Source organism: Piscinibacter sp. XHJ-5 (assembly GCF_029855045.1).
GTDB lineage: Bacteria > Pseudomonadota > Gammaproteobacteria > Burkholderiales > Burkholderiaceae_C > Albitalea.
Genome location: NZ_CP123228.1, coordinates 3,357,265 through 3,380,774, shown reverse-complemented (window position 1 = coordinate 3,380,774; position 23,510 = coordinate 3,357,265). Strand labels below are relative to the sequence as shown.

The window sequence follows — 23,510 nt, the reverse complement described above, 5'->3', positions numbered from 1 at the left end:
ATCGCCGACATCGCGCGTCGCCGCGTTCAACGACTTGGTCTCCAGCTAAGGGCGTCTGGGTCTAGCGCCACTGACTCCCACTGCTGGCTGGGCCCTTGACTGACCCGGATTCCCCGACTCGTGGGGATGGGTTGCGTGCGGCGAGCTCATCCTGATCGCCAGCCGCGCGTCGCTCGCCGGTGAGGTGGCCAAGTTCGACTTCAGCTGGTTCATCCCCAGCCTGGTCAAGTACCGCAAGCTGCTCGGCGAGGTGCTGCTGGTGTCGCTGTTCCTGCAGCTCTGGTCAGCCCGCTGTTCCTCCAGGTCGTGATGGACAAGGTGCTGGTGCATCGCGGCATGACCACGCTCGACGTGCTGGTCATCGGGCTCATCGTCGTGGTGCTGTTCGAGAGCGTGTTGACGGCCTTGCGTACCTATGTGTTCAGCCACACCACGAGTCGCATCGACGTCGAGCTGGGTGCGCGCCTGTTCCGCCATTTGGTGAGCTTGCCGCTGGCGTACTTCCAGGCGCGGCGGGTCGGCGATTCGGTGGCGCGGGTGCGCGAGCTGGAGAACATCCGCAGCTTCCTCACCGGCAACGCCGTCACGCTGGTGCTGGACGTGATGTTCTCGGTGATCTTCGTCGCGGTGATATTCGCCTACAGCGTGCCGCTGACGCTGATCGTGCTGGTGAGCCTGCCGCTGTATGTCGGCTTGAGCCTGATCCTCGTGCCGATCCTGCGCGCACGCCTGAACGAGAAGTTCGCGCGCGGCGCCGAGAACCGGGCGCTGCTGGTCGAGACCGTCACCATCCAGACGGTGAAGGCCGGCGCCCCGGAGCCGGTGCTGGCGCGACGCTGAAACAACCAGCTCGCGGCCTACGTCAGCGCGAGCTTCAAGACGCAGACGCTCGCCAGCTACGGCCACGAAGGCATCAACCTGATCGGCAAGCTGGTGGACGCGGCCACGCTCTGGTACGGCGCGCGGTTGGCGATGGACCAGGAGCTGAGCGTCGGCCAGTTCGTCGCCTTCAACATGTTCGCGCAGCGCGTTGCGCAGCCCATCGTGCGCATGGCGCAGCTGTGGACCGACTTCCAGCAGACCGGCATCTCGATGGCGCGCCTGGGCGACATCCTGAACGCGCGCACCGAGATGCCGCCGAGCACGGCGGCGCAGCTGCCGCCGCTGAAGGGGCGCATCCAGTTCGACCATCTTCGATGAAGCGACCAGCGCGCTCGACTACGAGAGCGAGGCGATCCTCCAGCGCAACATGGCCGCCATTTGCCGCAGGCGCACGGTGATCGTCATCGCGCACCGGCTGAGCTCGGTCCGGCAGGCGCATCGCATCGTCGTGATGGACAAGGGGCGCATCGTCGAAGAGCGCACGTATGACGCGCTGCGCCAGCGGCCGCAGGGGCTGTATGCGCATCTGTGGACGATGCAGGGAGGGACGGCGCCATGAGCAATGCCGTGGCGCAACGCCATCCGATTCGTCTCGGCGTCGTCGGACTGATGCACCCGATTTCCGAATCTACATGCAGGCAGCTGGTGACAGGGCTGCGGGCCGCCGCGATGGCTTAGTGGGTACTTGCGGCGCGCCCAACCACCTGCCAAGATGGACCGGAGGTTGTAGGAGACAACCATGCCCTTGACCCGACGTCGTGCGCAGGTTGCGATGACTGGCTGGCTGCTCGCCCCCTCGATGGTTCCTGCTGAGACCGCGTGGCCGATCAAGTCCGTGCGCTTGGTGGTGCCCTATGCGCCCGCCGGAGCCACCGATCTCGTGGCTCGCATGCTGGCGCCCGAGCTCACGGCTGCGTTCGGGCAGCCTTTCGTGGTGGATAACCGGCCGGGCGGCGGCGCCATCATCGGCACCGCCGAGGTGGCGAAGGCCGCGCCCGACGGCTACACGCTGATGGTGGGGACCATCGGCACCCATGCCATCGGCCCTGCCTTGTTCCCGAGGCTGTCCTACGACCCGATAAAGGACTTCACGGCGGTGAGCATGGTGGCTGCGACCGGCAACGTGCTGGTGATGAACCCCGCGAAAGCGCGCGAACGCGGCATCGCCAGCGTGCACGACCTGGTCCGCTTCGCGACGGCCAACCCGGGACGGCTGAACATGGCCTCCGCCGGCAACGGCACTTCCATCCACCTCGCCGGCGAGTTGTTCAAGCAGATGACGAGGACCTTCATGGTCCACATCCCCTATCGCGGCTCCGGTCCTGCATTGCTGGACCTGGTGGCCGGCAGCGTCGACGTCATGTTCGACGCAGTGCCGTCGTCGATAGCGCACATACGGGCAGGCCGGCTGTTGCCCCTGGCGGTGACGCCCTCGCACCGCGTGCCGGTGCTGCAGGATGTGCCTACCGTGCAGGAAGCGGGGGGCCCGCAGCTGCGCGGCTACGAGGTGAGCAGCTGGGCGGGCGTGCTCGGGCCGGCGGACATGCCGCCCGACGTGACCGCGCGGCTGCAGCGGGAACTGGCCCGCATAGTGCGGGCTTCTCCTTTGAAGGACCGGTGGACCGCCGAGGGTTGGTTGAGCGCCGGCGGCACCAGCGCGGAATTCACCAGCCTGATCGCGGCCGAGGTGAAGAAATGGGGCCGGGTCGTGAGAGCCGCAGGTGTTCGTCCCGATTGATCAGCACCGCCATTTCTCCGTTACAGGGGACTAGAGCGCTCACAACAGCAAAAGGCGGCACCCGAACTCGTGCGGCCCGGTTGAAGATGAACGTATCGGACTGGCTTCGCGAGTTGGGACTGGAGCGTTACGTCGACGCGTTCATCGATAACGACGTCGACGAGACGACGCTCCCTCGCCTGACCGAGGCCGACTTGGCCGAGATCGGCGTGACCTCGGTTGGGCATCGCCGCAGACTTTCCGCGGCGATCGCCGCATTGGTCCGCGAGCCCCCCGTGGCATCGGCGTCGTCCGCCAGCGCGCAAGGCACCGGGGCCGAGCGGCGGCAATTGTCGGTGCTTTATTGCCAGATGGTCACGCCGGAGACGGTCTCGGACGACGAGGGGTTGGATCCCGAGCCGCAGCGCGCCGTGATTCAGCAATTCCATGAAGCGTGCACGCGGATGGTGGCGGAGTACGACGGCCATGTGGCGAACTTCTACGTTGATTGCATGCTGGCGTATTTCGGCTGGCCGCGCGCGCATGAGGACGATGCCGAGCGCGCGGTAAGCGCTGGGTTGACGCTGGTTCGCCGAGTGAAAGCGCTGCGGACCATGACCGGTCGCGCAGTGCAGGCGAGGGTGGGCATCGCCACCGGTTCGGTGGTGGTGGGCGACCTGATCCACGAAGGGCCGGCGCGGGATCAGTCGGCCGTGGGTTTGGCGCCGAATCTGGGCGCGCGCGTGCTCGGCTTGGCCGAGCCCGGACAGGTAGTGATCGACGAGCTCACGCGGCGGCTGCTTGGTTCGAGTTTCGCCCTGCGGCCGCTGGGGCAGCATGCGTTGAAAGGCATCTCCGATGCGGTGGCCGCGTATGCTGTCATCGACAAGCGCACCGCCCACAGCCGCTTCGACGCGCGCCGGGGGCACGAGCTGACCCCGATGATCGGGCGCGACCACGAGCTGGCGCTGCTGACGGGGCGCTGGGTGCAGGCGCAAAGCGGCGAGGGCGTCGCGTTGTTGCTGTCGGGTGATGCGGGCATCGGCAAGTCGCGCCTCGCGCGGGCGCTGCTCGATGTATGCGCGCAGCAGCCGCACTGGGCCGTCACGTGGCAGTGCTCGCCGTACCACACGGGCAGCATGCTGTGGCCGGTAATTCAGCGGCTCGGCACCTTGGCAGGGCTGGCAGGCGAGGACAGCAACGAGGCCGCGTTGGACAAGCTCGAGGCGGTAGCGGGCGAAGGTGAGACTGCGGCGTTGTACGCCGCGCTGCTGGGGCTCAATGGCACGCAGCGCTACGGGCCACTCGAGATGACGCCGCAGGTCGTGCGCGAGCGCACGCTCGAGGTGCTGGTCGAGCAGTTGTTCGAGCTGGCCGCAGAACAGCCGCTGCTGCTCATTGTCGAGGATGCGCACTGGATCGACCCGACGACAGAGGAGCTCATCGGTCGCTGCCTGGACAACATCGACCGCGCGCGCATATTGATGCTCATGACCAGCCGGCCGAACCATCGGCCGGGACTGGCCGTGCACCCGAGCGTGACGAGGCTGTCATTGAGCCGATTGAGCCGCGCGAATGTCGAGGCGCTGGTGGCGCGGCTGGGCGGTGAGGCGCTGCAAGCAGTGACGCGCTCGACGATCGTGACGCAAAGCGACGGGGTGCCTCTGTTCGTCGAGGAGCTGACACGGGCGGTGCTCGAGACGGGCGAGGCTGCCATTCCCGCATCGCTGCACGGCTCGCTGCTGGCGCGGCTCGACGCGATTCCCGAGGTGAAAGAAGTCGCGCAGGTGGCCGCGTGCATCGGGCGAGAGTTCGATCGGAGCATGCTGATGGCGGTGGCCGACCGGCGCGACGCGGTGGATGCGGCCATCGTCAAGCTGGTCACCGCCGAGCTGGTGTTCCGCCAAGGCGATCCGGCCCATCCGCGGTACGTCTTCAAACACGCACTCGTGCAGGAAGCGGCGTACGACAGCCTGCTGCGCAGCAGGCAGCAGACCATCCACACGCGCATCCTGGAGCTGCTCGAAGCACGGCGGGACACGCCGCCGGAAATGCTGGCTCACCATGCGCAAGGCGCTCGGCAGGCCGACAAGGCCGTCGGCTACTGGCGCAAAGCCGGCGAAGCTGCGCTGGCGAAGTCGGCCTACGGTGAAGCCGCCGGCTACCTGTCCCATGCCATCCAGCTCACTCAGGCACGGGAGGATGGTGTCGACCGTCGGGGCCAGGAACTGGTGCTCCAGCTGCAGTTGGGACAGGCCTATCGAGGCAGCCGTGGCTATGGTGCGAGCGACACAAGGCAAGCCTTCGAGCGCGCGTACGAGCTGTTCGACGTCGGCACAGACGACGCGTCACACCGTTTCAGGGCGCAGTATGGCTTGTGGGCGGGGCATATCAACCGTGCCGAGATTCGGGATGCGTTGCGGCTGGCAGTCCGCAGCCTTGCCGATGCGCAGGACGACGGGGAGCCCCAGGTGCTGCTCTGCGCGCACCGCATCGTGGCCACCTCCCATGTCCTGCTCGGCGAATTCACCACGGCATGCCGACACTTCGATCAAATGAAGGGCTTGCTCGGCGCCCTCGATCCTGCGGAGGCTGCGGAATCGGATCTTCAATTCGGCTTCGATCCTGCTGCCGGCCGCCTGGCATGGTTAGCCTGGGTACGCCAGATCCAGGGTCTTGCCAAACAGAGCCATGCGCTGTCGGAACAGGCGCGCCGCATTGTCAGCAGCCTGCGGCAAATCGATGTGAGGGCATTCATGCATTTCCTCTTCGCTTTGCGAGCGACCTTCGTGCGGGACATCGCTTTGGTCTGCCTGGATGTCGAAGCGCTGGCCCAGTTGGCGAACAGGCATCGTCTGCGCCTGTATAGAGGCTATGTCAGCTGCCTGCGAGGTTGGATTGCACTAGCGTCCGGCCGGCCGCCCGATGAGGCCGTGAGCGATTACGAAGCCGGGTTGGAGGAACTCACCGCCATGGGAGCGCGACTGTACGTTCCGTTCTTCATGGCGGGACTGGCGTCGGCGCTCGCCGGGGCTGGGCGACACGACGAAGCGTTGGAAACGGTGGATCGCGCGATTGAGCAATGCGACAAGGCCGCTCTGGGGTGGTGCGAGGCGGAGCTGTCACGCTTGCGCGGCGAAGTGATCCTGAGGGACCCGCACGGCCAGCCGACGCAGGCTGTGAATTCGTTCCAGCACGCGCTCACCCTTGCCCGCCCTCGCGGCGCAAAGTTGTGGGAGCTGCGTTCGGCCATCAGCCTGGCTCGCGTTTGGGCTGACGGTGGCCAACATGAGCGGGCCATGAACTTGCTGAGCCCCGTCTATGCCTGGTTCGACGATGACGTCGATACGGTGGACCTCATCGAGGCCCGGGAGTTGATGAGCAAGCTGAAGCAAGGCGCCTGATCCAGTTTGCACGATGCGCGCCAAGTGACGTCGGTGGCGGCGCGCGAGCCGTCAGGTCAACGACAGAGCCGGAGCAGCGCCGGCAGACCTGCCGAAAATGTGGCGCCTGATGTCTGCTCTCGGTAAGCGTCCTGTCCGCATCGCGTTGCGGCGAGGACCTAAGCAAGTCAACATTTGTCCGCAATGTCGGACTGCAGACACACCGCTGAATGGACTGGACCGACCGCCGAGCGGTTCTGAGCAACGGCAAGCGAGTCTTCGCTGAATGACAGTGGACGAGCAGATCACCGCCGGCGCGCAGGCGGTGACGTTGCTGCCAATCACCATCGATGCCGGTCCGGCAGGTCCGGCTCCTGTGGCTGCAGCCCCAGCGGCGCCGGCACATCGAGCTCGAAGTCTTCGGTGCGCGCCTGAAGCTGCACGGTGAGGTGGACGGACATCGGCTGCGCATCGTGCTGGACGCATTGGCGCGTCGCGGATGATCGGACTGCGGGCCAACACCCGGGTACCGCGTCAATGCGGTGTTCGTCGCACGCTTACACAAGCCCCGCATCGCCGGGGCTTATTCATGGCGCGCTCGCGCACTGCCCAGGGTTCTCGCCTCCGGGGCAGAGCCCTCCATCGTCAACATGGAAGGAAGCCGAGGATGTCCGCAAGGGAGTGGTGTCCCGCTGCCCTCGATGTCCTTGCCAAGTGCGCTTGGCAAGGCGGCCAGAAACACTGACCTGACAACCCGACACACCGCCCGGCGTGCCGGCGTGCCACCGCAGACCACACGCCGACGGCAACGAAACCGGAGACCGCCAATGACCCCGCAGACGCTAGCCGCCGCGCTGACCGACAGCCCGCCCTTGCCGGAGACCGACGCCATGAAGGACCTCAACTACAACCTGAAGCAACTGGCCCACCGCAACCACGACGGCAGCTACGCGACGCAGGCCGACCGCGAACGCATGCTCAGCTTGTTCGCGACCCAGTTGCATGAGGTCGGCTACCGACAGATGGCCGCCACGAGCCTGCTTGGGGAAGTACTCGCAGCCGCGCAATCTCCATCTGCTCCGCGCTCACGGCTTGGCCCCAGCCCCGCCCAGCTTGCCCTCACGATCGAGCTTGATCCAGTTGTACAGCGTCTGTTCCGCGATGCCCAGGACTTGGCCACCGCCGCCATGCTCTGCAGAGGTCGCTACACACGAGCCGCAGACGAATCGAGATTGCTCATTCGTCTGCCTCAAGCACTCATCACCTTGCTGCGCCGGCTACGCTCGGGGCGACGCGGCGCACACGACCAGCGAAAGCTCCATCCCCTCTTGGACAGCGCCTCGCGCGTCCGCCTTGCGTGACCAGGCGTGCCGGGTCGCGAAGTTGGCGATCGTCGAGTGCGAGCACGCGTGCTTCTCGCCGAGCTCGCGCAGCGACAAGCGCCCGGCCCGGTAGTCGACCTCGACGGCTGCCCAGTCGATCGGCGTGTCTCGTCTCACGGTGAATCCCCGCTGTCACGGCGCAGTGACGCAAGCCGCTCGGCAAACGCCACCGCCTCGCCGTGCGTCTCGAACACATGCGCGGCGAAGCGCCGTGCCTCGAGCTCCGCGCCGAGCTTCATGCGCATGAAAGCGCTGGTCGTGTAGCGCACCGCAGTGCTGTAGTACCTGGCCTGCAGATCGCTCACCATCTCGAAGTACGCGTCGCTGAGCGACTCGTCGAGCCGGAAGCCGTCGTAGTCGACCACCAGCGCGACCTTGTGCCCGATGCGCTCGCACAGCGCCTCGAAGACGCGGCGCACGCTCTGGATGTCGTCCGCGCTTCGGATCACGAGCCCCGCGAAGTTCGCGAACAGCGCGTTTCGTTCGGCGTCGTAGCTCAGCCGATCGGCCAGCTGCAGGTCCAGCAGTGATGCGAAGAGCTGCATCGGCTTGGGGCGGCAGATGCGCGCATCCATCATCTTGAGGTCGTCGCCGATCTTCGGCCGGAATGCCATGTGGGCCAGGATGTCGCGGTCCACGTCGATGCCCGGAGCCACCTCGACCAGGCACAACCCTTCGGGCCCCAACGCGAACACGCAGCGTTCGGTGACATAGAGGACGGTCTGCCCGCGACGCGCCGCGAGCGCTCCGCTGAACGTGACCTGCTGCACCGATTCGACGAACTTTCGCTGCCGCCCCTCGGCCGCGATGCGCACGCGGCCGTCCTCGATCGCGACCTCCAGCCCGCTCGCAGTGAAGGTGCCGGCGAACACCAGCCTGCGCGCGTTCTGGCTGATGTTGATGAAGCCGCCGGCGCCGGCGAGTCGCGTGCCGAAGCGGCTGACGTTGACGTTGCCGAAGCGGTCGACTTCGGCCATGCCCAGGCAGGCCAGGTCCAGCCCCCCTCCGTCGTAGAAGTCGAACTGCTGGTTCTGGTGCAGGAGCGCCTGCGTGTTGACCGCGGCGCCAAAGTCCAGCCCGCCCTGCGGCATGCCGCCGATCACGCCGGGTTCGGCGGTGAGCGTCAGGTGATCGAGCACCCGCTCCTCGGCCGCGACGGCAGCCACGACCTCGGGGACACCGATGCCCAGGTTGACGACGCCCCCGAGCGGCAGCTCGAACGCGCAGCGGCGGGCGATCAGCTTGCGCTCGTCCAGCGGCGCTGGCGTCATGCGGTCGACCGGGACCTTCACCTCGCCCGAGAACGCCGCGTTGTACGCCGTCGCATAGGTCTGCTGATGGGCTTCGGCCGGCGCCACGACCACGCAGTCCACCAGCACGCCGGGCACGATGACCTGCCTCGGGTCGAGCGAGCCCGCAGCGGCGATGCGCTCGACCTGCACGATGACCAGGCCATTGGCGTTGCGCGCAGCCATGGCCGCCGCCTGTGCGTCGAGCACCAGCGCCTCGCGCTCCATGGTGATGTTGCCGGCCGGATCGGCCGTGGTTCCGCGGATCAGCGCGACGTTGATCAGCGGCGCCTTGTAGAAGAGCCACTCCTCGCCGTCGATCTCCATCAGCCGCACCAGCTCATCGGTCGTCTTGTCGTTGATGCGCCCGCCGCCATGTCGCGGATCGACGAAGGTGCCCAGGCCGACCTTGCTCAGCGTGCCGGCGCGATGCGCCGCCGCATCGCGGTAGAGGTTGGAGATGATGCCCAGCGGCAGGTTGTAGGCCTCGATCCGGCTGGCGGTCGCCAGCGCCGCCAGGCGAGGCACCAGGGCCCAGTGACCGCCGACGGCGCGCCGCACCAGGCCTTCGTGCGCCAGGCGGTTCAGGCCGCGGTCCTTGCCGTCGCCAGGCGCCGCGGCGAACACCAGCCCGAGGTCTCGCGGTGCCGCGGTCTCGACGAAGCGCCGCTCGAGCGCCGTGATCAGGGCCTCGGGCGTGCCGATGCCGACGAAGCCCGAGCAGCTGACGACGTCGCCGTCGCGGATCAGTGCGATCGCTTCGTCGGCGGTGGTGATCTTGTCGCGGATCATGTGGCTTCAGTCGCGTCGGCGCAGCCAGTCGACGATGCCCATGCCGAGCACGCCCTGCGACTTGCCGCTGACGAACACGCCGACATGGCCGCCATCGAGGCCGATCTCGGTGTAGTCCTTGCTGCCGACGACGTCGCGCAGCGCCTGCGTCGTCTTCGGCGGGATGATGTGGTCGTCCTTGGCGTAGACATTGAGCACCGGCGCCTTGATGGCCGCGAGGTCGACCGCGCGCCCGCCGAGGCGGAACTCGCCGCGCACCAGCTCGTTGTTCTTGTACAGGTTGATCAACAGCTGCTTGGCCGCCTCGCCCGGGTGATGCGGCCGGTCGGCCAGCCACTTCTCCATGCGCAGGAAGTTCAGCAGCTTCTTCTCGTCGTCGAAGGTGTCGAGCAGTCCGATGTTGTACTTGGACATCGCTGCGCCCGGCGTCATCTGCGAAAACACATGGCTCATCAGCTCGCCGGGAAGGTTGCCGTTGGCTTCGATCAGGCGCTCGATGTCCTCGTCGGCAAGGCTCCTCGTCCACAGGTTGATGAACCCGTGGCCGGGCCGACCCTCGGCCTGGTCCTGGTGGAAGTCGATCGGTGTGATCGTGAGGACCAGGTTCTTCACCCGCTTCGGGTACAGCGCCGCATAGCACAGCGAGAACACGCCACCTTCGCAAATGCCCAGCAGGTTGATCGCCGGCGCGCCGTGTGCGCGGCAGATGTGCTCGACGCAATCGGCGAGGTAGACGTCGACGTAGTCCTCGAAGGTCAGCCAGCGGTCGCCGCGCGTGGGGCTGCCCCAGTCGACCGCGTAGACGTCCACGCCCAGCGCGAGCAGGTTGCGCAGCATCGAGCGGTCTTCCTGCAGGTCGGTCATGGTGTAGCGCCCGACCTGGCCGTAGGCCACCAGCACCGGCACGTCAACGGTGCGCTTGTCGGTGACGGGCTTGTAGCGGTACAGCGTCGTCTTGTCCTCGCGGAACACCACTTCCTTGTCGGCGGTGGCGATGCGCACGTCTTCGTCCTTGAGTCGCTGCAGCATGCGCTGGCCGCGGGCCAGCTTGAGGTTCAGGTCATCGAGCTCGGCGAGTGCCTGGGCGGCGGAGGACTTGCGTTTCGTGGACATCGTGTTCCTCCTCAGGCGCTCTTGCGCTTGGCGGCCGCGCGCGGGCGGCGGGCTGCGGGCTCTGCCGCGGCGGTGGACCCGCGGCGCAGCAGGCGCACTTCGCGCCGCAGCTCGGTCACGAGGCGTTGCAGCTCGTCGACCTCGCTGCGGGTGGGAATGTGCGCCGCCTCGCACCACGCTTCGGCGATCCTGCGCTCCTGCAGGTGGCGGTCGGACGCCGAGCGCAGCATGCGCCGCTGGGCCTGGACGAATTCGTCCGAGCGGTGAACCTCGATCAGCGTGTCGTTGGCGACAGCGAGCCACCGGTCGACGAGAGTGCGCCACGTGGGCCCGGCCTGCGGATCGGCGTTCAGCGTCTTGGTGAATCGCCGGGAGATCTGGCCCCAGGCCTTGTGCACGACGGCCTGGTAGGCGGCGACGGCCTTGTCGCGCTCCAGCGTCAGCCGCTGCAGCTCGAGCAGCTGGCGATCGTGATCCCACAGCATGGCGTAGCGCGGGCCTTCGAGCACCCGCTGCAGTGCGGCGTCGAGCACGCCGTGCCCGGCGCCGGTCCACGAGGCCGGCGCGAACATCTCGCGCAGGGTCTCGGGCGTTGGCAGCTTGCCGGCGGGGGCATCCTTCGCGAACGCCGTCCACCTGGCGACCGACGCCTGCCAGGTGTCGCGCAGCTCGCCGAACTGCTGCTCCAGCGGGCTCGCGTGGATCCCGGCTGCTGCCGGAGCCTGTGCGGAAGCCCACGGGAAGAACGCCTTCAGCATCGCCTGCTGCGCGGCAATCCAGTCCTGGCCCATGTGGGTCGTCGGCTCGCTCATGGAAACACCACCACCTGCCGGATCGCCTCACCTCGGTGCAGGCGGTCGAAGCCTTCGTTGATCTCGTCGAGCGTGAGCCGGCCGCTCATCAGCCGGTCCACCGGCATGCGCCCGCTGCGGTACAGCGAAACATAGCGCGGCAGGTCGCGCGTGGGGACGCAGGTGCCGATGTAGCTACCCTTCACGGTGCGCTCTTCGGCGACGAGGTTGACCACCGGCAGCGCGAAGGTAGCGCTCGGCGGCGGCAGCCCGGCCGTCACCGTGGTGCCGCCGCGGCGCGTGATGCGGTAGGCCGTCTCGAAGGCGCGGATCGAGCCGGCGAACTCGAACACGTGGTCGAGGCCGCCTTGCGTTGCGGCCCTGATCTTGTCGACGCACTCCGGATCTGCGCCGTCGAACGCCGATGTCGCGCCGAGCGACAAGGCCGTCTCCCGCTTCTGCGACGACAGGTCGACGGCGATCACCTCGCGCGCACCGGCGGCGACCGCGCCGATGACAGCCGCAAGCCCCACGCCGCCGAGCCCGATCACCGCGATGCTCTGCCCCGCACGTACCTGCGCGGTGTTCACCACCGCACCGACGCCCGTGAGCACCGCACAACCGAACAGCGCTGCCTCGTCGAACGGCAACGCCGGATCGAGCTTGACCAGCGAGCGACGCGACACCACCGCATGCTCGGCGAACGCCGAGCAGCCGAGGTGATGGTGGATCGGCGCGCCGTCGGGCTGGGCGAGCCGACGCGCGCCCGACAGCAGCGTGCCCGCGCCATTGGCCGCAGCACCCGGCTCGCACAGCGCGGGGCGGCCTTCGCAGCAGGGCAGGCAGTGCCCGCAGCTCGGCACGAAGACGAGCGCAACGTGGTCGCCGACCGCGAGGTCGGTGACGCCAGCGCCCAGTTGCATCACCTCGCCGGCCGCCTCGTGCCCCAGCGCCATGGGCACCGGACGGGGCCGGTCGCCGTTGATCACCGACAGGTCCGAGTGGCACAGGCCCGCGGCGCGGATGCGCACGAGCACCTCGTCGCGCCCGGGCGGCGCCAGCTCGACATCCTCGATGACGAGTGGCCGCGACTCGCGGTACGGGTGCGGCAGCCCGATGTGCCGCAGTACAGCCGCTCGGGTTCTCATGCCGCCACCTCGCGAACGCGATTGCGCAGCTCGTCGACGAGGACGCGGGTGTTCTCGCTGTAGTCGACCGGGACGGTCACCAGTTGGACGCCCCCCTCGGAGAAAGCGGCCTCCAGCGTGGCCACGAGCGAGTCGGCAGATTCGACCCGCCGGCCTTTCGCGCCGTACGCCTCGGCATACTTGACGAAGTCGGGATTGCCGAACGCCAGGCCAAAGTCGGCAAAGCTGTCGACCGCCTGCTTCCAGCGGATCATCCCGTAGGCGTCGTCCTGGATGATGAGCACGACCAGGTTCATCTTGAGCCGGACAGCGGTCTCCAGCTCCTGCGAATTCATCATGAACCCGCCATCGCCGCACACCGCGAGCACGCGCTTGCCGGGATTCAGCATCGCAGCCATCATGGCCGACGGCAGCCCGGCGCCCATCGTCGCCAGCGCGTTGTCGAGCAGGAGCGCGTTGGCATTGCGCGTGCGATAGCAGCGCGCGAACCAGATCTTGTACATGCCGTTGTCCAGCGCCACGATGCCGTCGGCCGGGATGACCTTGCGCACGTCGCTGACGATGCGCTGCGGCGTCAGCGGGAAGCGCGATTCCTCCGAGCGCGCGAGCGTGCGCTCGAGAATGTTCTTGCGCAGAGGCACCAGCGCGGCCGCGTTCGGAAGCTTTCCCTCGATCCGGTCAGCCAGCAAGGCCAGGCTCGGCCCCAGGTCTCCGACGACCTCGGCGTGCGGAAAGTACACCTGCTCCACATTGGCCGGCGTGTAGCCGACGTGGATCACCTTCGGTCCATGGGGACCCATGATGAATGGCGGCTTCTCGATCGTGTCGTGGCCGATCGACAGGATCAGGTCCGCCTGGTCGATCGCCTCGTGCACGTAGTCCCGCTCGGTCAGTGCGGCGGTGCCCATCCACAGTTCGGTGCCGCCGTCGGCGGTGCCGATGCCTGCGACGGTTCCCTTGCCCATCTGCGTATTGAAGAAGGGGATGCCGGTGCGGCGCACGAAGTCGGTGAGCTCGCCTGCCACGCGGGGCCGGTTGCAAGCCGCGCCAAACATCACGAGCGGTCGTTCGGCGCGCAGCAGCAGTTCGGCGGCGCGGTCGAGCGCGGCGGCGTGCGCCACTGGCATCTCGACCGGGTGCACCGGCACGAGCGGCACGTCCAGAGGCAGCTGCTCGCCGGCGATGTCCTCGGGCAGCTCGAGGTGCACCGGTCCCGGCCTCTCCTCGGCAGCGAGCCGGAAGGCGTCACGCACCACGGTCGGAATGCTGGTCGCGCTCACGATCTGCCGCGATGCCTTGGTCAGCGGCTTCATCGTCGCGACAATGTCGACGATCTGGAATCGTGCCTGCCGGGCGCTCATGATGGCCTTCTGGCCGGTGATCAGGATCATGGGCATCGCGCCGAGGTGCGCATAGGCAGCGCCCGTGACGAGGTTGAGCGCGCCGGGGCCGAGCGTGGCCATGCAGACGCCGGGCCGTCCGGTGAGGCGGCCGTGCGTGGCCGCCATGAAGGCTGCCGACTGCTCGTGCCGCACGAGCACGAGCTCGATGCTCGATGTGCGCAACGACTCGACGACGTCCAGGTTCTCCTCGCCGGGCACGGCGAAGATGCGATCGACCCCCTCGTTCTCGAGGGCCTTGACGAAAAGATCAGATGCTTTCATTGGGTTGTCCCCTGGGTATTTGGGTCCGCGGTCAGCACAGGCGATGGACGTCGAGACCGGGGACGTCGAGCTCGGCACGGAGCACCGAGCCGCTGATGGATTCGGTGCAGTAGAGAGACTTGCGCTCGGGACCGCCGAAGGCGACGTTGGTCAGCGAGGCGCCGGCACAGCTGCGCAACACCACTTCGGGCTCGGCGCGGTGATTCAGCACCCATGCGACGCCGAGGCCCGGATTGGCGACGATCAGCCGTCCCTTCTGGTCCATGGCAAGACCGTCAGGGCCGCTCGGGCCATACGACGTGAAGAAAGCGCTGACCTTCGACACGCTGCCGTCGCCCTGCAGCGGCACGCGCCAGACGGCGTTGCCCCGGGTCACGCCGAGATAGAGCACGCGCTCGTCGGGCGACAGGACCACGCCGTTGGGACTGGGCACGTTGGCCAGCAGCAGGTCGAGCCGGCCATCCTTGCGCAGCCGATAAAGGCGTCCGGTCGGATCGTGAAGTCCCGTTTGACCCTGGTCTGTGAAGTAGAGGTTGCCGCCGCTGTCGAAGACCAGGTCGTTGACACCCTTGAATCGCTCGCTGTTGCGTCGCTCGAGGTACGGACGGACGGCGCCGCTGGCGATGTCGCAGAGCATCAGGCCGTTGCGGTAATCGGTGACCAGCAGTTCGCGCTCGTTGAGGAATTTCATGCCGTTGGGCTCGCCGGCCCATTCTGCGACTTGTTCCCACTCTCCCGGGGGATCGATGCGAAAGATCCGGCCAAACGGAATGTCGGTGACGTAGAGATTGCCTGCCCTGTCGAACACCGGTCCCTCGAGGAACGAATCGGTGGGCTGCCCCCCGCGGTTCGCATCGGCCCAGTCCGAGCGCTCACCCGTGCGGCGAAATCGCTCCGGCATGCGGGTGAACAGCTCCGTGTCACGAACCTCGGGTGCTTGCAGCAGGAACATGGCAGGGCCTCCGTCAGCGATGGGGTCGAACGCCTATTGCCGCTCGAATGCGGTGTTGGAAGCGACCTTGCCCCAGTACGCCGTGCGCTCGGCGAGATCCTTGGCAAGCGCCTTGGCATCCCAGTAGCCCGGCTCGGACGCGATGCTCTCGGCGAACGCCTTCATGTCGGGCGAGGCCATCGCCGTGGCGATCTCCTTCTGCAGGCGGTCGATCACCGCCGCAGGCGTGCCTTTCGGTGCCCAGACCCCGGTGAAGTTGATGATGCCGTCGTACTTGACGCCGGCCTCGGCAAAGGTCGGGACATCGGGCAGTGCCGCGACACGCTTGCCACCGCTGACGGCCAGGACGCGCGCCTTGCCTCCCTTGACCTGGCTGATGACCCCGGGGGTGGACGCCAGCTGGAAGTCGACGGTGCCGCCCAGCATTCCCATCGTGGCCTCGCCCGCGCCCTTGAACGGGACATGCATGAACTTGGCGTTGGCCGCGATGCCGAGGCCCTCGCTCGCGAAGTGCGGTGTCGTTCCTGCGCCACCGGTGCCGTAGGTCACTCTTCCCGGCTCGGCCTTCGCCGCCGCGATCAGTTCGCCCAGGGTCTTGAACTTCGAATCCGCTTTCACCACGACGCTCATGGGCGCGAACACATACGCGCTGATCGGGACCAGGTCGGTGGCGTGGTCGAACGGCAGCTTCTTGAAGATGTGCGGCAAGAGCGCATAGGTGGTGTCGTTGGCCGCCAGCGTGTAGCCGTCGGCCGGTGCCTGCACCACCTGGGACAGGCCGATCGTGCCGGTGGCCCCGGCCTTGTTCTCGACGAAGAAGGTCTGACCGGTCTGCTCCTGCAGCTTTGCGGCCATCTTGCGGGTGACCACATCCACCGATCCGCCGGGCGGGTACGGCACGATGATCTTCACGGGCTTGGCCGGCCACGTCTGGGCTTGCGCAAGGCTTGCGAGTGCGAGCGAGGCTGCACTGAGGACGCGAATCGATGCTTTCATGGGATGTCTCCTGGTATTGATTCGGTTCTCCATGTCGGGCGACGCGGCGCCCCTCGGCCATGAAGCCGGCACATCAAGCGGCGTTCAGAACCGCCAGCGCGTTCTGCGCCGCGGCGACGCCCATCTTCACGTAGGCGTCGGCCGTCACACCGCCGATGTGCGGGCTGAGCGTGATGCGCTGTTCACCATGGAAGGGATGCGGCGCCGTCATCGGCTCGACGGCGAAGCTGTCGAGTCCGGCACTCGCGACCCGGCCCGATCGAATGGCGTCCAGCAGGGCAGGCTCGTCGATCAGTCCGCCGCGTGCGGTGTTGACGATGATCACGCCCTTGCGGCAGGCGGCCAGCGTCTTCGCATTGAGCAGCTTCGCGTTCTCCGCGGTCAGCGGGCAATGCAGCGAGATGGCGTCAGCCTTTCGCCAGATCGTGTCCAGGTCGACCGGCGTGATGTACGACGGCAGATCCTTGGCGTACGGGTCGAATCCGATGACGCGCATGTCCATCGCATCGGCCATGCGCGCGAAGCGCAGTCCGATCGCGCCCAGGCCGATGACACCGACCGTGCGACCCTCGAGCTCGACGCTCTTGTGCGTGGCCTTGTCCCAGTGACCGGAGTGCATGCGGTCATTGAGGGTGACGACGGACTTGGCAGCGGCCAGGAGCAGGGCAAGCGCCTGCTCCGCGACAGCGGCGGCGTTCGCCCCCACCGCCGCGACGACTCGAATGCCGCGCTCCTTGGCGGCTGCCTTGTCGATCGTGTCCGTGCCGCTGCCATGCTTGGAGATGACCTTCAGGCTGGGCGCTGCGTCCATCGCGGCGGCACCGACCTTGCTGTAGCGCACGATGATCGCCACCGGATCGCGCTGCTTGCACAGCGCGACGATGTCGTCCTCCGTGGGCGTCTTGCCAGCAAACACGATCTCGTAGTCCTTGAGCAGATCCAGCGCCTGCGGCGCCAGGTCGTTGCCGGTGACGAGGAAGACGGGCTTGCGGTCGCTCACAGCGTCTCTCCTTCCTTGATCACGCCGGCCGCGCGCAGCGCGCCGTCGAGCCAGCCGGGACGAAGCGACTTGCGGCTCTTGATGTCGGCGATGCGCCCGGTCTCCATCGCGACCTTCTCCGCGGCCAGCGGCAGCATCGCGGCGGCCTTGTCGCGCTCGATCACCGTGACGCCGTCGGCATCGCCCACCAGCAGGTCGCCCGGGTTGACGCTGACGCCGCCGATCGAGATCGGATGATTGAGGCGGCCCGGCACGAACTTCGTGGGACCGTTCGGGTTGAGGCCCGCCGCGTACATCGGAAAGCCGAGCTCGCGGATGGCTTCGCTGTCGCGCACCGCGCCGTCGATCACGACGGCGGCCACGCCCAGCGCGACGGCCTGCTGGCACATGATCTCGCCCATCAGCGCGCTGCTGAGGTCGCCCTTGCCGTCGACGACGATGACGTCCCCCGGCTTGGCGATCGCCAGGGCCGCGTGGATCATCAGGTTGTCGCCGGGTCGCACCTCCACGGTGATCGCGGGGCCGGCGAATCTCATCGACGGGGCGAGCGCAGTGATGCGGCCGCTCAACGCGCCGCGGCGGCCGGCCACGTCGGCGAGGATCGAGGAAGGGAACTTGGCGGCCTCGGCGACAACGTCGGGGGCGACGCGTTCGATGTCGCGGATGACGTCGGGCAATGCAGCGGCTTGACTCATGATGGTCGGTCTCCTGTGGGATGCCGGCGGACGCGCCGGCGTGCGGGTGTTCGACGGGCGGGTCAGTCGACCTTGGCGCCCGATTCCTTGACGATCTTGCCCCAGCGGGCGATGTCGTCCTTGATCAGCGTGGCGAACTGCTCGGGCGTCCCGCCCACCGGATCGGCACCTTCGTCGCCGAGCTTCTTGCGCAGGGCAGGCTGCTGCAGGGCCTTGTTGAACTCGGCGTTCAGCCGGGCCACGATGTCCTTCGGCGTCCCGGCCGGCGCGAGCAGGCCGAACCACGTCACCGCATTGAAGCCCTTGTAGCCGGACTCGTTGATGGTCGGCACGTCGGGAAGGTCGTCGACACGCTTGGCCGACGTCACGGCCAGGGCGCGCAGCTTCCCCTGCTTGATGTGGCCGAGCAGTGTCGGCACCGACGACATGTACAGCTCGACGTTGCCGCTGATCACATCGGTCAGCGCCTGGTTCGCGCCCTTGTAGGGCACGTGCTGAGTCTTCACTGCCGCGGCCTTCTGGAACAACTCGCTCGTCAGGTGCGCGACCGTGCCATTGCCGGGGGATGCGAAGTTGACGACGCCCGGCTTGGCCTTGGCGGCATTCACCGCATCGGCCAGGCCCTTGTATGGGGAGTTGGCGCCCGTGACCATGACCAGCGGTGCATCCGCGAGCAGGACGATGGGCATCAGGTCCTTCTGCGGGTCGTAGGGCAGCTTGCTGTAGAGGGTCGGGTTGATCGCCAGGTTGCTCGTCTGCCCGAGCACGATCGTGTAGCCGTCGGCGGGCGCCTTCGCCACCGCGTCGACGCCGAGGTTGCCGCCCGCGCCAGGCTTGTTGTCGATGACGAACGTCCAGCCGGTGGCGGCTGCCACGTTCTGGCTCGTCTCGCGGGCAATGATGTCCGTGCCGCCCCCGGGAGGGAACGGGACGACGATGCGGATGGCCTTGGCAGGCCAGGCTTGCGCGAAGGCGCCAGTGGTGAGGGTGGCTGCGGCGATCGCCAGAAGGGTGCGTCGGGTGAAGTTCATGCTGTCTCCGTGGGTCTTCGGCTGGGGGCGCCGTGGGATACGGGCCTTTGCTCTGGGCTTGAGTATTGGCGTTGGGACACCTACAGTCCAATCGATAGTTTTTGAAGAACCATCAATCGGGCTTTCGATATGGACCTTCGCGACCTCCGCTACTTCGAGACCATCGCCCAGCTGGAGCACCTCGGCCGCGCGGCAGTGAAGCTGCACCGGACCCAGCCGGCGCTGACCAGCAGCATCCGGCGCCTCGAAGCAGACTGCGGCGTGGCCCTGTTCGAGAAGTCCGGACGCGGGATCCGGCTCACGGCCGCGGGAAAGGTGCTGCTGACGTGGGCGCAACGGATGCGCTTCGACGTCGAGGATGCGAAACGGGAGCTGTCGGCGATCGGCAAGGGACTGGCCGGCCATGTGCGCATCGGCATCGTGCCGACCGCGGCACAGTTCCTCCTGCCCTCGGTGGCGCGTCAGCTGCTCGCGGATGCGCCGGAAGTGACGCTGCGAACCGTCGTGGGGCTCATCGACACGCTCAGGCCCATGCTGCGCGCCGGCGAGATCGACATGATGGTGGGCACGGAGGGCCCGGACGAGGCAGGCTACGTGTCGAGAGTCCTGGCTCAGGATGCGATCGTGGTGGCGGCCAGTGCCAAGCACGAGCTGTTTCGTGGTCGACCGACCTTGAAGGACCTCACTGCCTATCGCTGGGCACTGCAGCCGCCCGGCGCACCCACGCGCGACTGGCTTGACCACACGTTCGACCGAAAGCGCCTGCCCCGTCCCCGGGTCCAGGTCGAGTCGACGATGCTTCTGATGCTGCCGGCACTGATCGAGCAGACCGGGTTGCTGAGCTTCATCTCGCGCCACCACCTGGCAGGGCCGTCGGCGCAGTCGGGGCTGAAGGAAGTGTCCGTCAAGGATGCCGTCATGCTCAGGCGGCTGGTCGTGACATACCGCAGCCACAGCTTCCTGTCGCCGGCCGCATCGCGAGTCATCGATCTTTTCGGGGCAGCGCGCCGCAAGCACGTGGAGTCGTGAGTTCCGCCGATCCACGCCTCCTTTTTAGGGCCCGTTCTCTATGGCGCCTGTCCGATTTGCACCCCCGGCGCCGTATACCCATGCAGGGACCGGTCGCACAGCGAGTCGGGAGGTCCCGGGGGGCAACGGCGAGGAGTGGACGGTGCGTGACACGGAAACCAGGCTCGGCGCGGAAATCAGGGCACTTCTGGCCCGGCATCGGGTGCTGGAGTCCGCGCTGCTCGACACGCTCAAGGCCCTGCCCAGAGAAGACGCGGCCAGGCTCGCCCAGGAGCTGCGTTCCTGCGCCAACGAAGACCCCGCCACGATCCCGCCGCTGTGCGGCCCGGAAATCCGGCCCTGGTCCTTCCTGAGGCGTGATGCCGCCGGCAAGCCGCCCACGACGCGATAGGCATCGGCATGGAGCTTCGCCCGCCTGCCCGCCTGCCACAGCGCCTGGTCGCAGCGGCCTACGGTGCCGTCTCGCTGCTGTGCGTCGCTTACGTCGCCTGGTACGCGAGCTTCTCGTAACGCACGTCCTCTCGTCGGGGGTATCGACGATCTGCCGGCCAGCGACGGTTGCCGGCAAGGCCTGCCGGTGTCGTCCTACACGCGCAGGAGTCCTGATTGCCGATAGTCGGCAGGTGCCCGCCATGAGCGAACACGATGACCTTGACTGCCCCAACTGCTCCACGGCCGTTGACCGTGCTGACGGTGAACATCCACAAAGGTTTCGACTTGTTCAACCGTCGCTTCGTGCTGAAGGATTTACGCGATGCCGTGCGAAACGAGTCGGCCGACATTGTCTTCCTGCAGGAAGTGCAGGGCAGCCATGAGCTGAACGCGACCCGCTTCGTCGACTGGCCCAGCGGCTCCCACTACGAATTCCTGGCCGACACGGTCTGGAAGGACTACGCATATGGCCAGAACGCGGTGTACCCGGCGGGCCACCATGGCAACGCGCTGCTGTCGAAGTTTCCGATCCTGAATCACGCCAACCATGATGTTTCGGTCGGCAGCGACAGCGAGCGGCGCGGCATGCTGCATTGCGTGCTGCAGCTGCCCGAGCCGCTGCCTCCTCTGCACGCGATCTGCGTGCACCTTGGCCTGCGGGAGCATCACCGCAACGAGCAGCTGCAGATGCTGTGCACGCTGATCGACACCATGATCCCGAAGGATGCTCCCCTGGTCATCGCCGGCGACTTCAACGATTGGCGGCTGAAGGCCCACTCCATGCTGCAGCGCTGCGGGCTGCACGAGGCCTTCGTGGAGACGCTGGGCCGGGCGGCCCGGACATTCCCGGCACGTTGGCCGATGCTGCCTCTGGACCGCATTTATGTGCGCCACGTCACCGCCCAGCGACCGCGCGTGCTGAGCAGTCGTCCGTGGTCGCATCTCTCGGACCATGCGCCCCTGGCCGCGGAGATCGCCCTATGACGCGCAACCGCCCGCGCTGGATCGACGGCAACCGTTTCGAGCTGCTGGAAAACGGCGAGGAGTTCTTCCCCGCCGTCTTCGACGCCATCCGCCGGGCCCGGCGCGAGGTGCTGATCGAGACCTTCATCCTGTTCGACGACAAGGTCGGCCGCGAGTTGCGCGATGTGCTCATCGAAGCCGCCCTGCGCGGCGTCAGCATCGACCTCACCATCGACGGCTATGGCTCGCCGGACCTGTCCGAGGACTACATCGCGGGGCTCACCGCCAGCGGGGTCCGGCTGCATGTGTTCGATCCGTGCCCCAAGCTCTTCGGCCGCTACCGGATCAAGGTGTTTCGCCGGCTGCATCGCAAGATGGTGGTCGTCGACGGCGTCCTGGCGTTCGTCGGCGGCATCAACTACTCCGCCGACCACCTGGGAGACTACGGTCCCGAGGCGAAGCAGGACTACGCGGTGAAGATCGAAGGCCCGCTGGTGGCCCCGATCCATCGGCTCGCGGTGCGCACCCTGCCGTCGCGGGCGCGCTGGCCCTTCCGCCGCCCCGCGCCGACGACGTTCGAGGTGCCGCGCGCCGGCGACGCGCAGGCGATGCTCGTCACCCGCGACAACGACCGGCATCCCAACGACATCGAGCGCCATTACCGCGCGGCCATCCGCGCGGCGCGGCGCGAAGTGATCATCGCCAACGCGTACTTCTTCCCCGGCTACCGACTGCTGAACGAGATGCGCAAGGCGGCGCGGCGCGGCGTCGACGTGACGCTCATCGTGCAGGGCAAGCCCGACATGCAGATCGTGTCCTTCGGCGCCCGCCTGCTGTATCCCGACCTGCTGGCTGCCGGCGTTTCGATCCACGAATATTGCCGCCGGCCCCTGCACGGAAAGGTCGCGCTGGTGGATGACGAGTGGTCCACCATCGGCTCGAGCAACCTCGATCCGCTGAGCCTGGCGCTCAACCTCGAGGCCAACGTCATCATCCGCCACCGCGGCTTCAACGCCGAGCTGCGCGAGCACATGCAGCGGCTGATCGACGAGCACTGCACGCGGGTCGAGACGCACAGCCGTCCGCCGCACACCGGTTGGCGCGTGCTGGTGAGCACCGTGGTCTTCCACTTCCTGCGCCGCTTTCCGAGCTGGGCGCAGCTGCTGCCGCCGCACCGGCCGCGAGTCGAATCCGTCGCTGCCCATTCCGGCGCGCTCGATGCGCGCCATCCGCTGGACCCGAGCCGATGAGCCGCGCCGGAACCCATCCGACCGAGGTGCACGGGACGCGTGACCCGCGCGAGCGCGCCGCCGCGAGACCCGCATGGCGGGTCTGGGCCGTGCGCATTCTCACCTGCGCCTTCTTTGCACTGGTGATCTATGTGCTGGCGCGGCTGGCGCGCACGCTGGACTGGGATACGGTGCTCGCGACGCTGCAGGCCTATCGCCCCGGGACGCTGGCCATCGCCGCAGCGCTGGCCGCATGCAGCTATTGCGTCTATGCCGCCTACGAGCTGGTCGCGCGCCGCTACAGCGGCCACACGCTGCCGGCTGCGCTGACCGGGATGGTCGGGTCCATCTCTTACTCGTTCAATCTGAACCTCGGTGTCTGGCTCGGCGGCATCGGCTTTCGATACCGGCTGTATTCCCAGCTCGGTGTCGACACGCCGACGACTGCGCGGCTGTACCTCTCGACGCTGGCCAGCAACTGGACCGGCTACCTGGCCGTGGCCGGCGCGGCGTTCGCGTTCTACGGCCTCGACCTGCCCCCGCAGTGGGAGCTCAGCGACCGCGGCCTGCGCTGGGTCGGCGTCGTGCTGATGGCATGCGCCGCCGGCTACCTGCTGCTGTGCGCCTTTGCACCGCGGCGCCACCTGACGATCCGCGGGCACGAGTTCGACCTGCCGAGCCTGCGCATGGCGGCCGCGCAAATGGCCCTGGGCGCGACCAACTGGATGCTGATGGCCGGGATCGTCTACACGCTGATGCCGCACGCGCAGCCCGCGCCGGGCTACGGCACCGTTCTCGCGACGCTGCTGCTGGCCTGCATCGCCGGCACGGCGACGCACATCCCCGCGGGCCTCGGCGTGCTGGAGGCGGTGTTCATCGCGCTGCTCGGGCACCGCGTGCCGGAGTCGCAGCTGCTGGGCGCCTTGCTCGCGTACCGCGCGGTGTACTTCATCGGACCGCTGATCGTCGCGGGCATCGCCTACGGCTGGCTGGAGTCGCGCCTCAAGCGCAAGCGTTCGTGA

The 23,510-nt window shown here is 67.6% G+C and carries 18 protein-coding genes and 3 pseudogenes; 9 read left to right on the top strand and 12 right to left on the bottom strand.

Annotation, left to right across the window (positions count from 1 at the left end):
* Positions 1–139: 139 nt before the first annotated feature.
* The 4 genes and pseudogenes from P7V53_RS15965 to P7V53_RS31525 all read left to right on the top strand — a co-directional run.
* Positions 140–1,441 (top strand): annotated as a pseudogene (locus P7V53_RS15965) (ABC transporter transmembrane domain-containing protein); the annotation flags it as partial.
* 180 nt (positions 1,442–1,621) lie between these two features.
* Complete coding sequence (locus tag P7V53_RS15960) at positions 1,622–2,620, top strand: tripartite tricarboxylate transporter substrate binding protein (protein WP_280150360.1); 999 nt, start codon at positions 1,622–1,624, stop codon at positions 2,618–2,620.
* Between the two features lie 86 nt (positions 2,621–2,706).
* Positions 2,707–6,003 (top strand): AAA family ATPase, encoded by a 3,297-nt coding sequence (locus P7V53_RS15955; protein WP_280156530.1) that lies wholly within the window; start codon positions 2,707–2,709, stop codon positions 6,001–6,003.
* Positions 6,004–6,632: 629 nt separating this feature from the next.
* Positions 6,633–6,989, top strand: a pseudogene (locus P7V53_RS31525) (phage integrase N-terminal domain-containing protein); the annotation flags it as partial.
* Between the two features lie 46 nt (positions 6,990–7,035).
* On the opposite strand, the pseudogene P7V53_RS15945 reads toward P7V53_RS31525, so the two are convergent.
* The 12 genes and pseudogenes from P7V53_RS15945 to P7V53_RS15890 form a co-directional block, all read right to left on the bottom strand.
* Positions 7,036–7,222, bottom strand: a pseudogene (locus tag P7V53_RS15945) (transposase); the annotation flags it as partial.
* Between the two features lie 37 nt (positions 7,223–7,259).
* Positions 7,260–7,481 (bottom strand): hypothetical protein, encoded by a 222-nt coding sequence (locus P7V53_RS15940; RefSeq protein WP_280150358.1) that lies wholly within the window; start codon positions 7,479–7,481, stop codon positions 7,260–7,262.
* The gene (locus P7V53_RS15935) at positions 7,478–9,445 is read right to left on the bottom strand and encodes a CoA-transferase (RefSeq protein WP_280150357.1); all 1,968 of its coding nucleotides are present in this window, start codon (positions 9,443–9,445) and stop codon (positions 7,478–7,480) included. The genes P7V53_RS15940 and P7V53_RS15935 overlap by 4 nt, the downstream gene beginning before the upstream one ends.
* Positions 9,446–9,451: 6 nt before the next feature.
* Positions 9,452–10,558, bottom strand: coding sequence for a class III poly(R)-hydroxyalkanoic acid synthase subunit PhaC (gene phaC, locus P7V53_RS15930; RefSeq protein WP_280150355.1), 1,107 nt, complete (start codon positions 10,556–10,558; stop codon positions 9,452–9,454).
* A gap of 11 nt (positions 10,559–10,569) precedes the next feature.
* Positions 10,570–11,370 carry a poly(R)-hydroxyalkanoic acid synthase subunit PhaE gene (locus P7V53_RS15925; protein ID WP_280150354.1) on the bottom strand — a complete coding sequence of 267 codons (801 nt, stop codon included), beginning with the start codon at positions 11,368–11,370 and terminating at the stop codon, positions 10,570–10,572.
* Positions 11,367–12,497, bottom strand: a complete 1,131-nt coding sequence (locus P7V53_RS15920; RefSeq protein WP_280150352.1) for a zinc-dependent alcohol dehydrogenase family protein — start codon at positions 12,495–12,497, stop codon at positions 11,367–11,369. The genes P7V53_RS15925 and P7V53_RS15920 overlap by 4 nt, the downstream gene beginning before the upstream one ends.
* The gene (locus tag P7V53_RS15915; protein WP_280150351.1) at positions 12,494–14,161 is read right to left on the bottom strand and encodes an acetolactate synthase large subunit; all 1,668 of its coding nucleotides are present in this window, start codon (positions 14,159–14,161) and stop codon (positions 12,494–12,496) included. The genes P7V53_RS15920 and P7V53_RS15915 overlap by 4 nt, the downstream gene beginning before the upstream one ends.
* A 31-nt stretch (positions 14,162–14,192) precedes the next feature.
* Positions 14,193–15,113 (bottom strand): SMP-30/gluconolactonase/LRE family protein, encoded by a 921-nt coding sequence (locus tag P7V53_RS15910; RefSeq protein ID WP_280150349.1) that lies wholly within the window; start codon positions 15,111–15,113, stop codon positions 14,193–14,195.
* A gap of 33 nt (positions 15,114–15,146) precedes the next feature.
* Positions 15,147–16,109, bottom strand: coding sequence for a tripartite tricarboxylate transporter substrate binding protein (locus tag P7V53_RS15905; protein ID WP_280150348.1), 963 nt, complete (start codon positions 16,107–16,109; stop codon positions 15,147–15,149).
* A 73-nt stretch (positions 16,110–16,182) separates the two neighbouring features.
* Positions 16,183–17,109: an NAD(P)-dependent oxidoreductase gene (locus P7V53_RS15900; protein ID WP_280150347.1), complete on the bottom strand. Its 927-nt coding sequence runs from the start codon at positions 17,107–17,109 to the stop codon at positions 16,183–16,185.
* A complete protein-coding gene (locus tag P7V53_RS15895; protein WP_280150346.1) occupies positions 17,106–17,804 on the bottom strand; it encodes an RraA family protein in 699 nt (232 codons plus the stop codon). Before P7V53_RS15895 ends, P7V53_RS15900 begins: the two co-directional genes overlap by 4 nt.
* Before the next feature lie 62 nt (positions 17,805–17,866).
* Positions 17,867–18,835: a tripartite tricarboxylate transporter substrate binding protein gene (locus tag P7V53_RS15890; RefSeq protein ID WP_280150345.1), complete on the bottom strand. Its 969-nt coding sequence runs from the start codon at positions 18,833–18,835 to the stop codon at positions 17,867–17,869.
* Between the two features lie 129 nt (positions 18,836–18,964).
* Between P7V53_RS15890 and P7V53_RS15885 the strand changes: the two genes are divergently transcribed.
* The 5 genes from P7V53_RS15885 (at position 18,965) to P7V53_RS15865 (ending at position 23,510) form a co-directional block, all read left to right on the top strand.
* The gene (locus P7V53_RS15885; RefSeq protein WP_280150344.1) at positions 18,965–19,864 is read left to right on the top strand and encodes a LysR substrate-binding domain-containing protein; all 900 of its coding nucleotides are present in this window, start codon (positions 18,965–18,967) and stop codon (positions 19,862–19,864) included.
* Between the two features lie 142 nt (positions 19,865–20,006).
* On the top strand, positions 20,007–20,255 hold the full coding sequence (locus P7V53_RS15880; RefSeq protein ID WP_280150343.1) for a hypothetical protein: 249 nt from the start codon (positions 20,007–20,009) through the stop codon (positions 20,253–20,255).
* A gap of 293 nt (positions 20,256–20,548) precedes the next feature.
* Positions 20,549–21,280, top strand: coding sequence for an endonuclease/exonuclease/phosphatase family protein (locus P7V53_RS15875; protein WP_348273482.1), 732 nt, complete (start codon positions 20,549–20,551; stop codon positions 21,278–21,280).
* The gene (gene clsB, locus P7V53_RS15870; protein ID WP_280150341.1) at positions 21,277–22,509 is read left to right on the top strand and encodes a cardiolipin synthase ClsB; all 1,233 of its coding nucleotides are present in this window, start codon (positions 21,277–21,279) and stop codon (positions 22,507–22,509) included. Before P7V53_RS15875 ends, clsB begins: the two co-directional genes overlap by 4 nt.
* Positions 22,506–23,510 (top strand): lysylphosphatidylglycerol synthase domain-containing protein, encoded by a 1,005-nt coding sequence (locus P7V53_RS15865; protein WP_280150339.1) that lies wholly within the window; start codon positions 22,506–22,508, stop codon positions 23,508–23,510. The genes clsB and P7V53_RS15865 overlap by 4 nt, the downstream gene beginning before the upstream one ends.

Excerpts from the sequence above, each read along its gene's own strand:
- P7V53_RS15960 (WP_280150360.1), top strand. The coding sequence starts at position 1,622 with ATGCCCTTGACCCGACGTCGTGCGCAGGTTGCGATGACTGGCTGGCTG.
- P7V53_RS15955 (WP_280156530.1), top strand. The coding sequence starts at position 2,707 with ATGAACGTATCGGACTGGCTTCGCGAGTTGGGACTGGAGCGTTACGTC.
- P7V53_RS15935 (WP_280150357.1), bottom strand. The coding sequence starts at position 9,445 with ATGATCCGCGACAAGATCACCACCGCCGACGAAGCGATCGCACTGATC.
- phaC (WP_280150355.1), bottom strand. The coding sequence starts at position 10,558 with ATGTCCACGAAACGCAAGTCCTCCGCCGCCCAGGCACTCGCCGAGCTC.
- P7V53_RS15925 (WP_280150354.1), bottom strand. The coding sequence starts at position 11,370 with ATGAGCGAGCCGACGACCCACATGGGCCAGGACTGGATTGCCGCGCAG.
- P7V53_RS15920 (WP_280150352.1), bottom strand. The coding sequence starts at position 12,497 with ATGAGAACCCGAGCGGCTGTACTGCGGCACATCGGGCTGCCGCACCCG.
- P7V53_RS15915 (WP_280150351.1), bottom strand. The coding sequence starts at position 14,161 with ATGAAAGCATCTGATCTTTTCGTCAAGGCCCTCGAGAACGAGGGGGTC.
- P7V53_RS15910 (WP_280150349.1), bottom strand. The coding sequence starts at position 15,113 with ATGTTCCTGCTGCAAGCACCCGAGGTTCGTGACACGGAGCTGTTCACC.
- P7V53_RS15905 (WP_280150348.1), bottom strand. The coding sequence starts at position 16,109 with ATGAAAGCATCGATTCGCGTCCTCAGTGCAGCCTCGCTCGCACTCGCA.
- P7V53_RS15895 (WP_280150346.1), bottom strand. The coding sequence starts at position 17,804 with ATGAGTCAAGCCGCTGCATTGCCCGACGTCATCCGCGACATCGAACGC.
- P7V53_RS15890 (WP_280150345.1), bottom strand. The coding sequence starts at position 18,835 with ATGAACTTCACCCGACGCACCCTTCTGGCGATCGCCGCAGCCACCCTC.
- P7V53_RS15885 (WP_280150344.1), top strand. The coding sequence starts at position 18,965 with ATGGACCTTCGCGACCTCCGCTACTTCGAGACCATCGCCCAGCTGGAG.
- clsB (WP_280150341.1), top strand. The coding sequence starts at position 21,277 with ATGACGCGCAACCGCCCGCGCTGGATCGACGGCAACCGTTTCGAGCTG.
- P7V53_RS15865 (WP_280150339.1), top strand. The coding sequence starts at position 22,506 with ATGAGCCGCGCCGGAACCCATCCGACCGAGGTGCACGGGACGCGTGAC.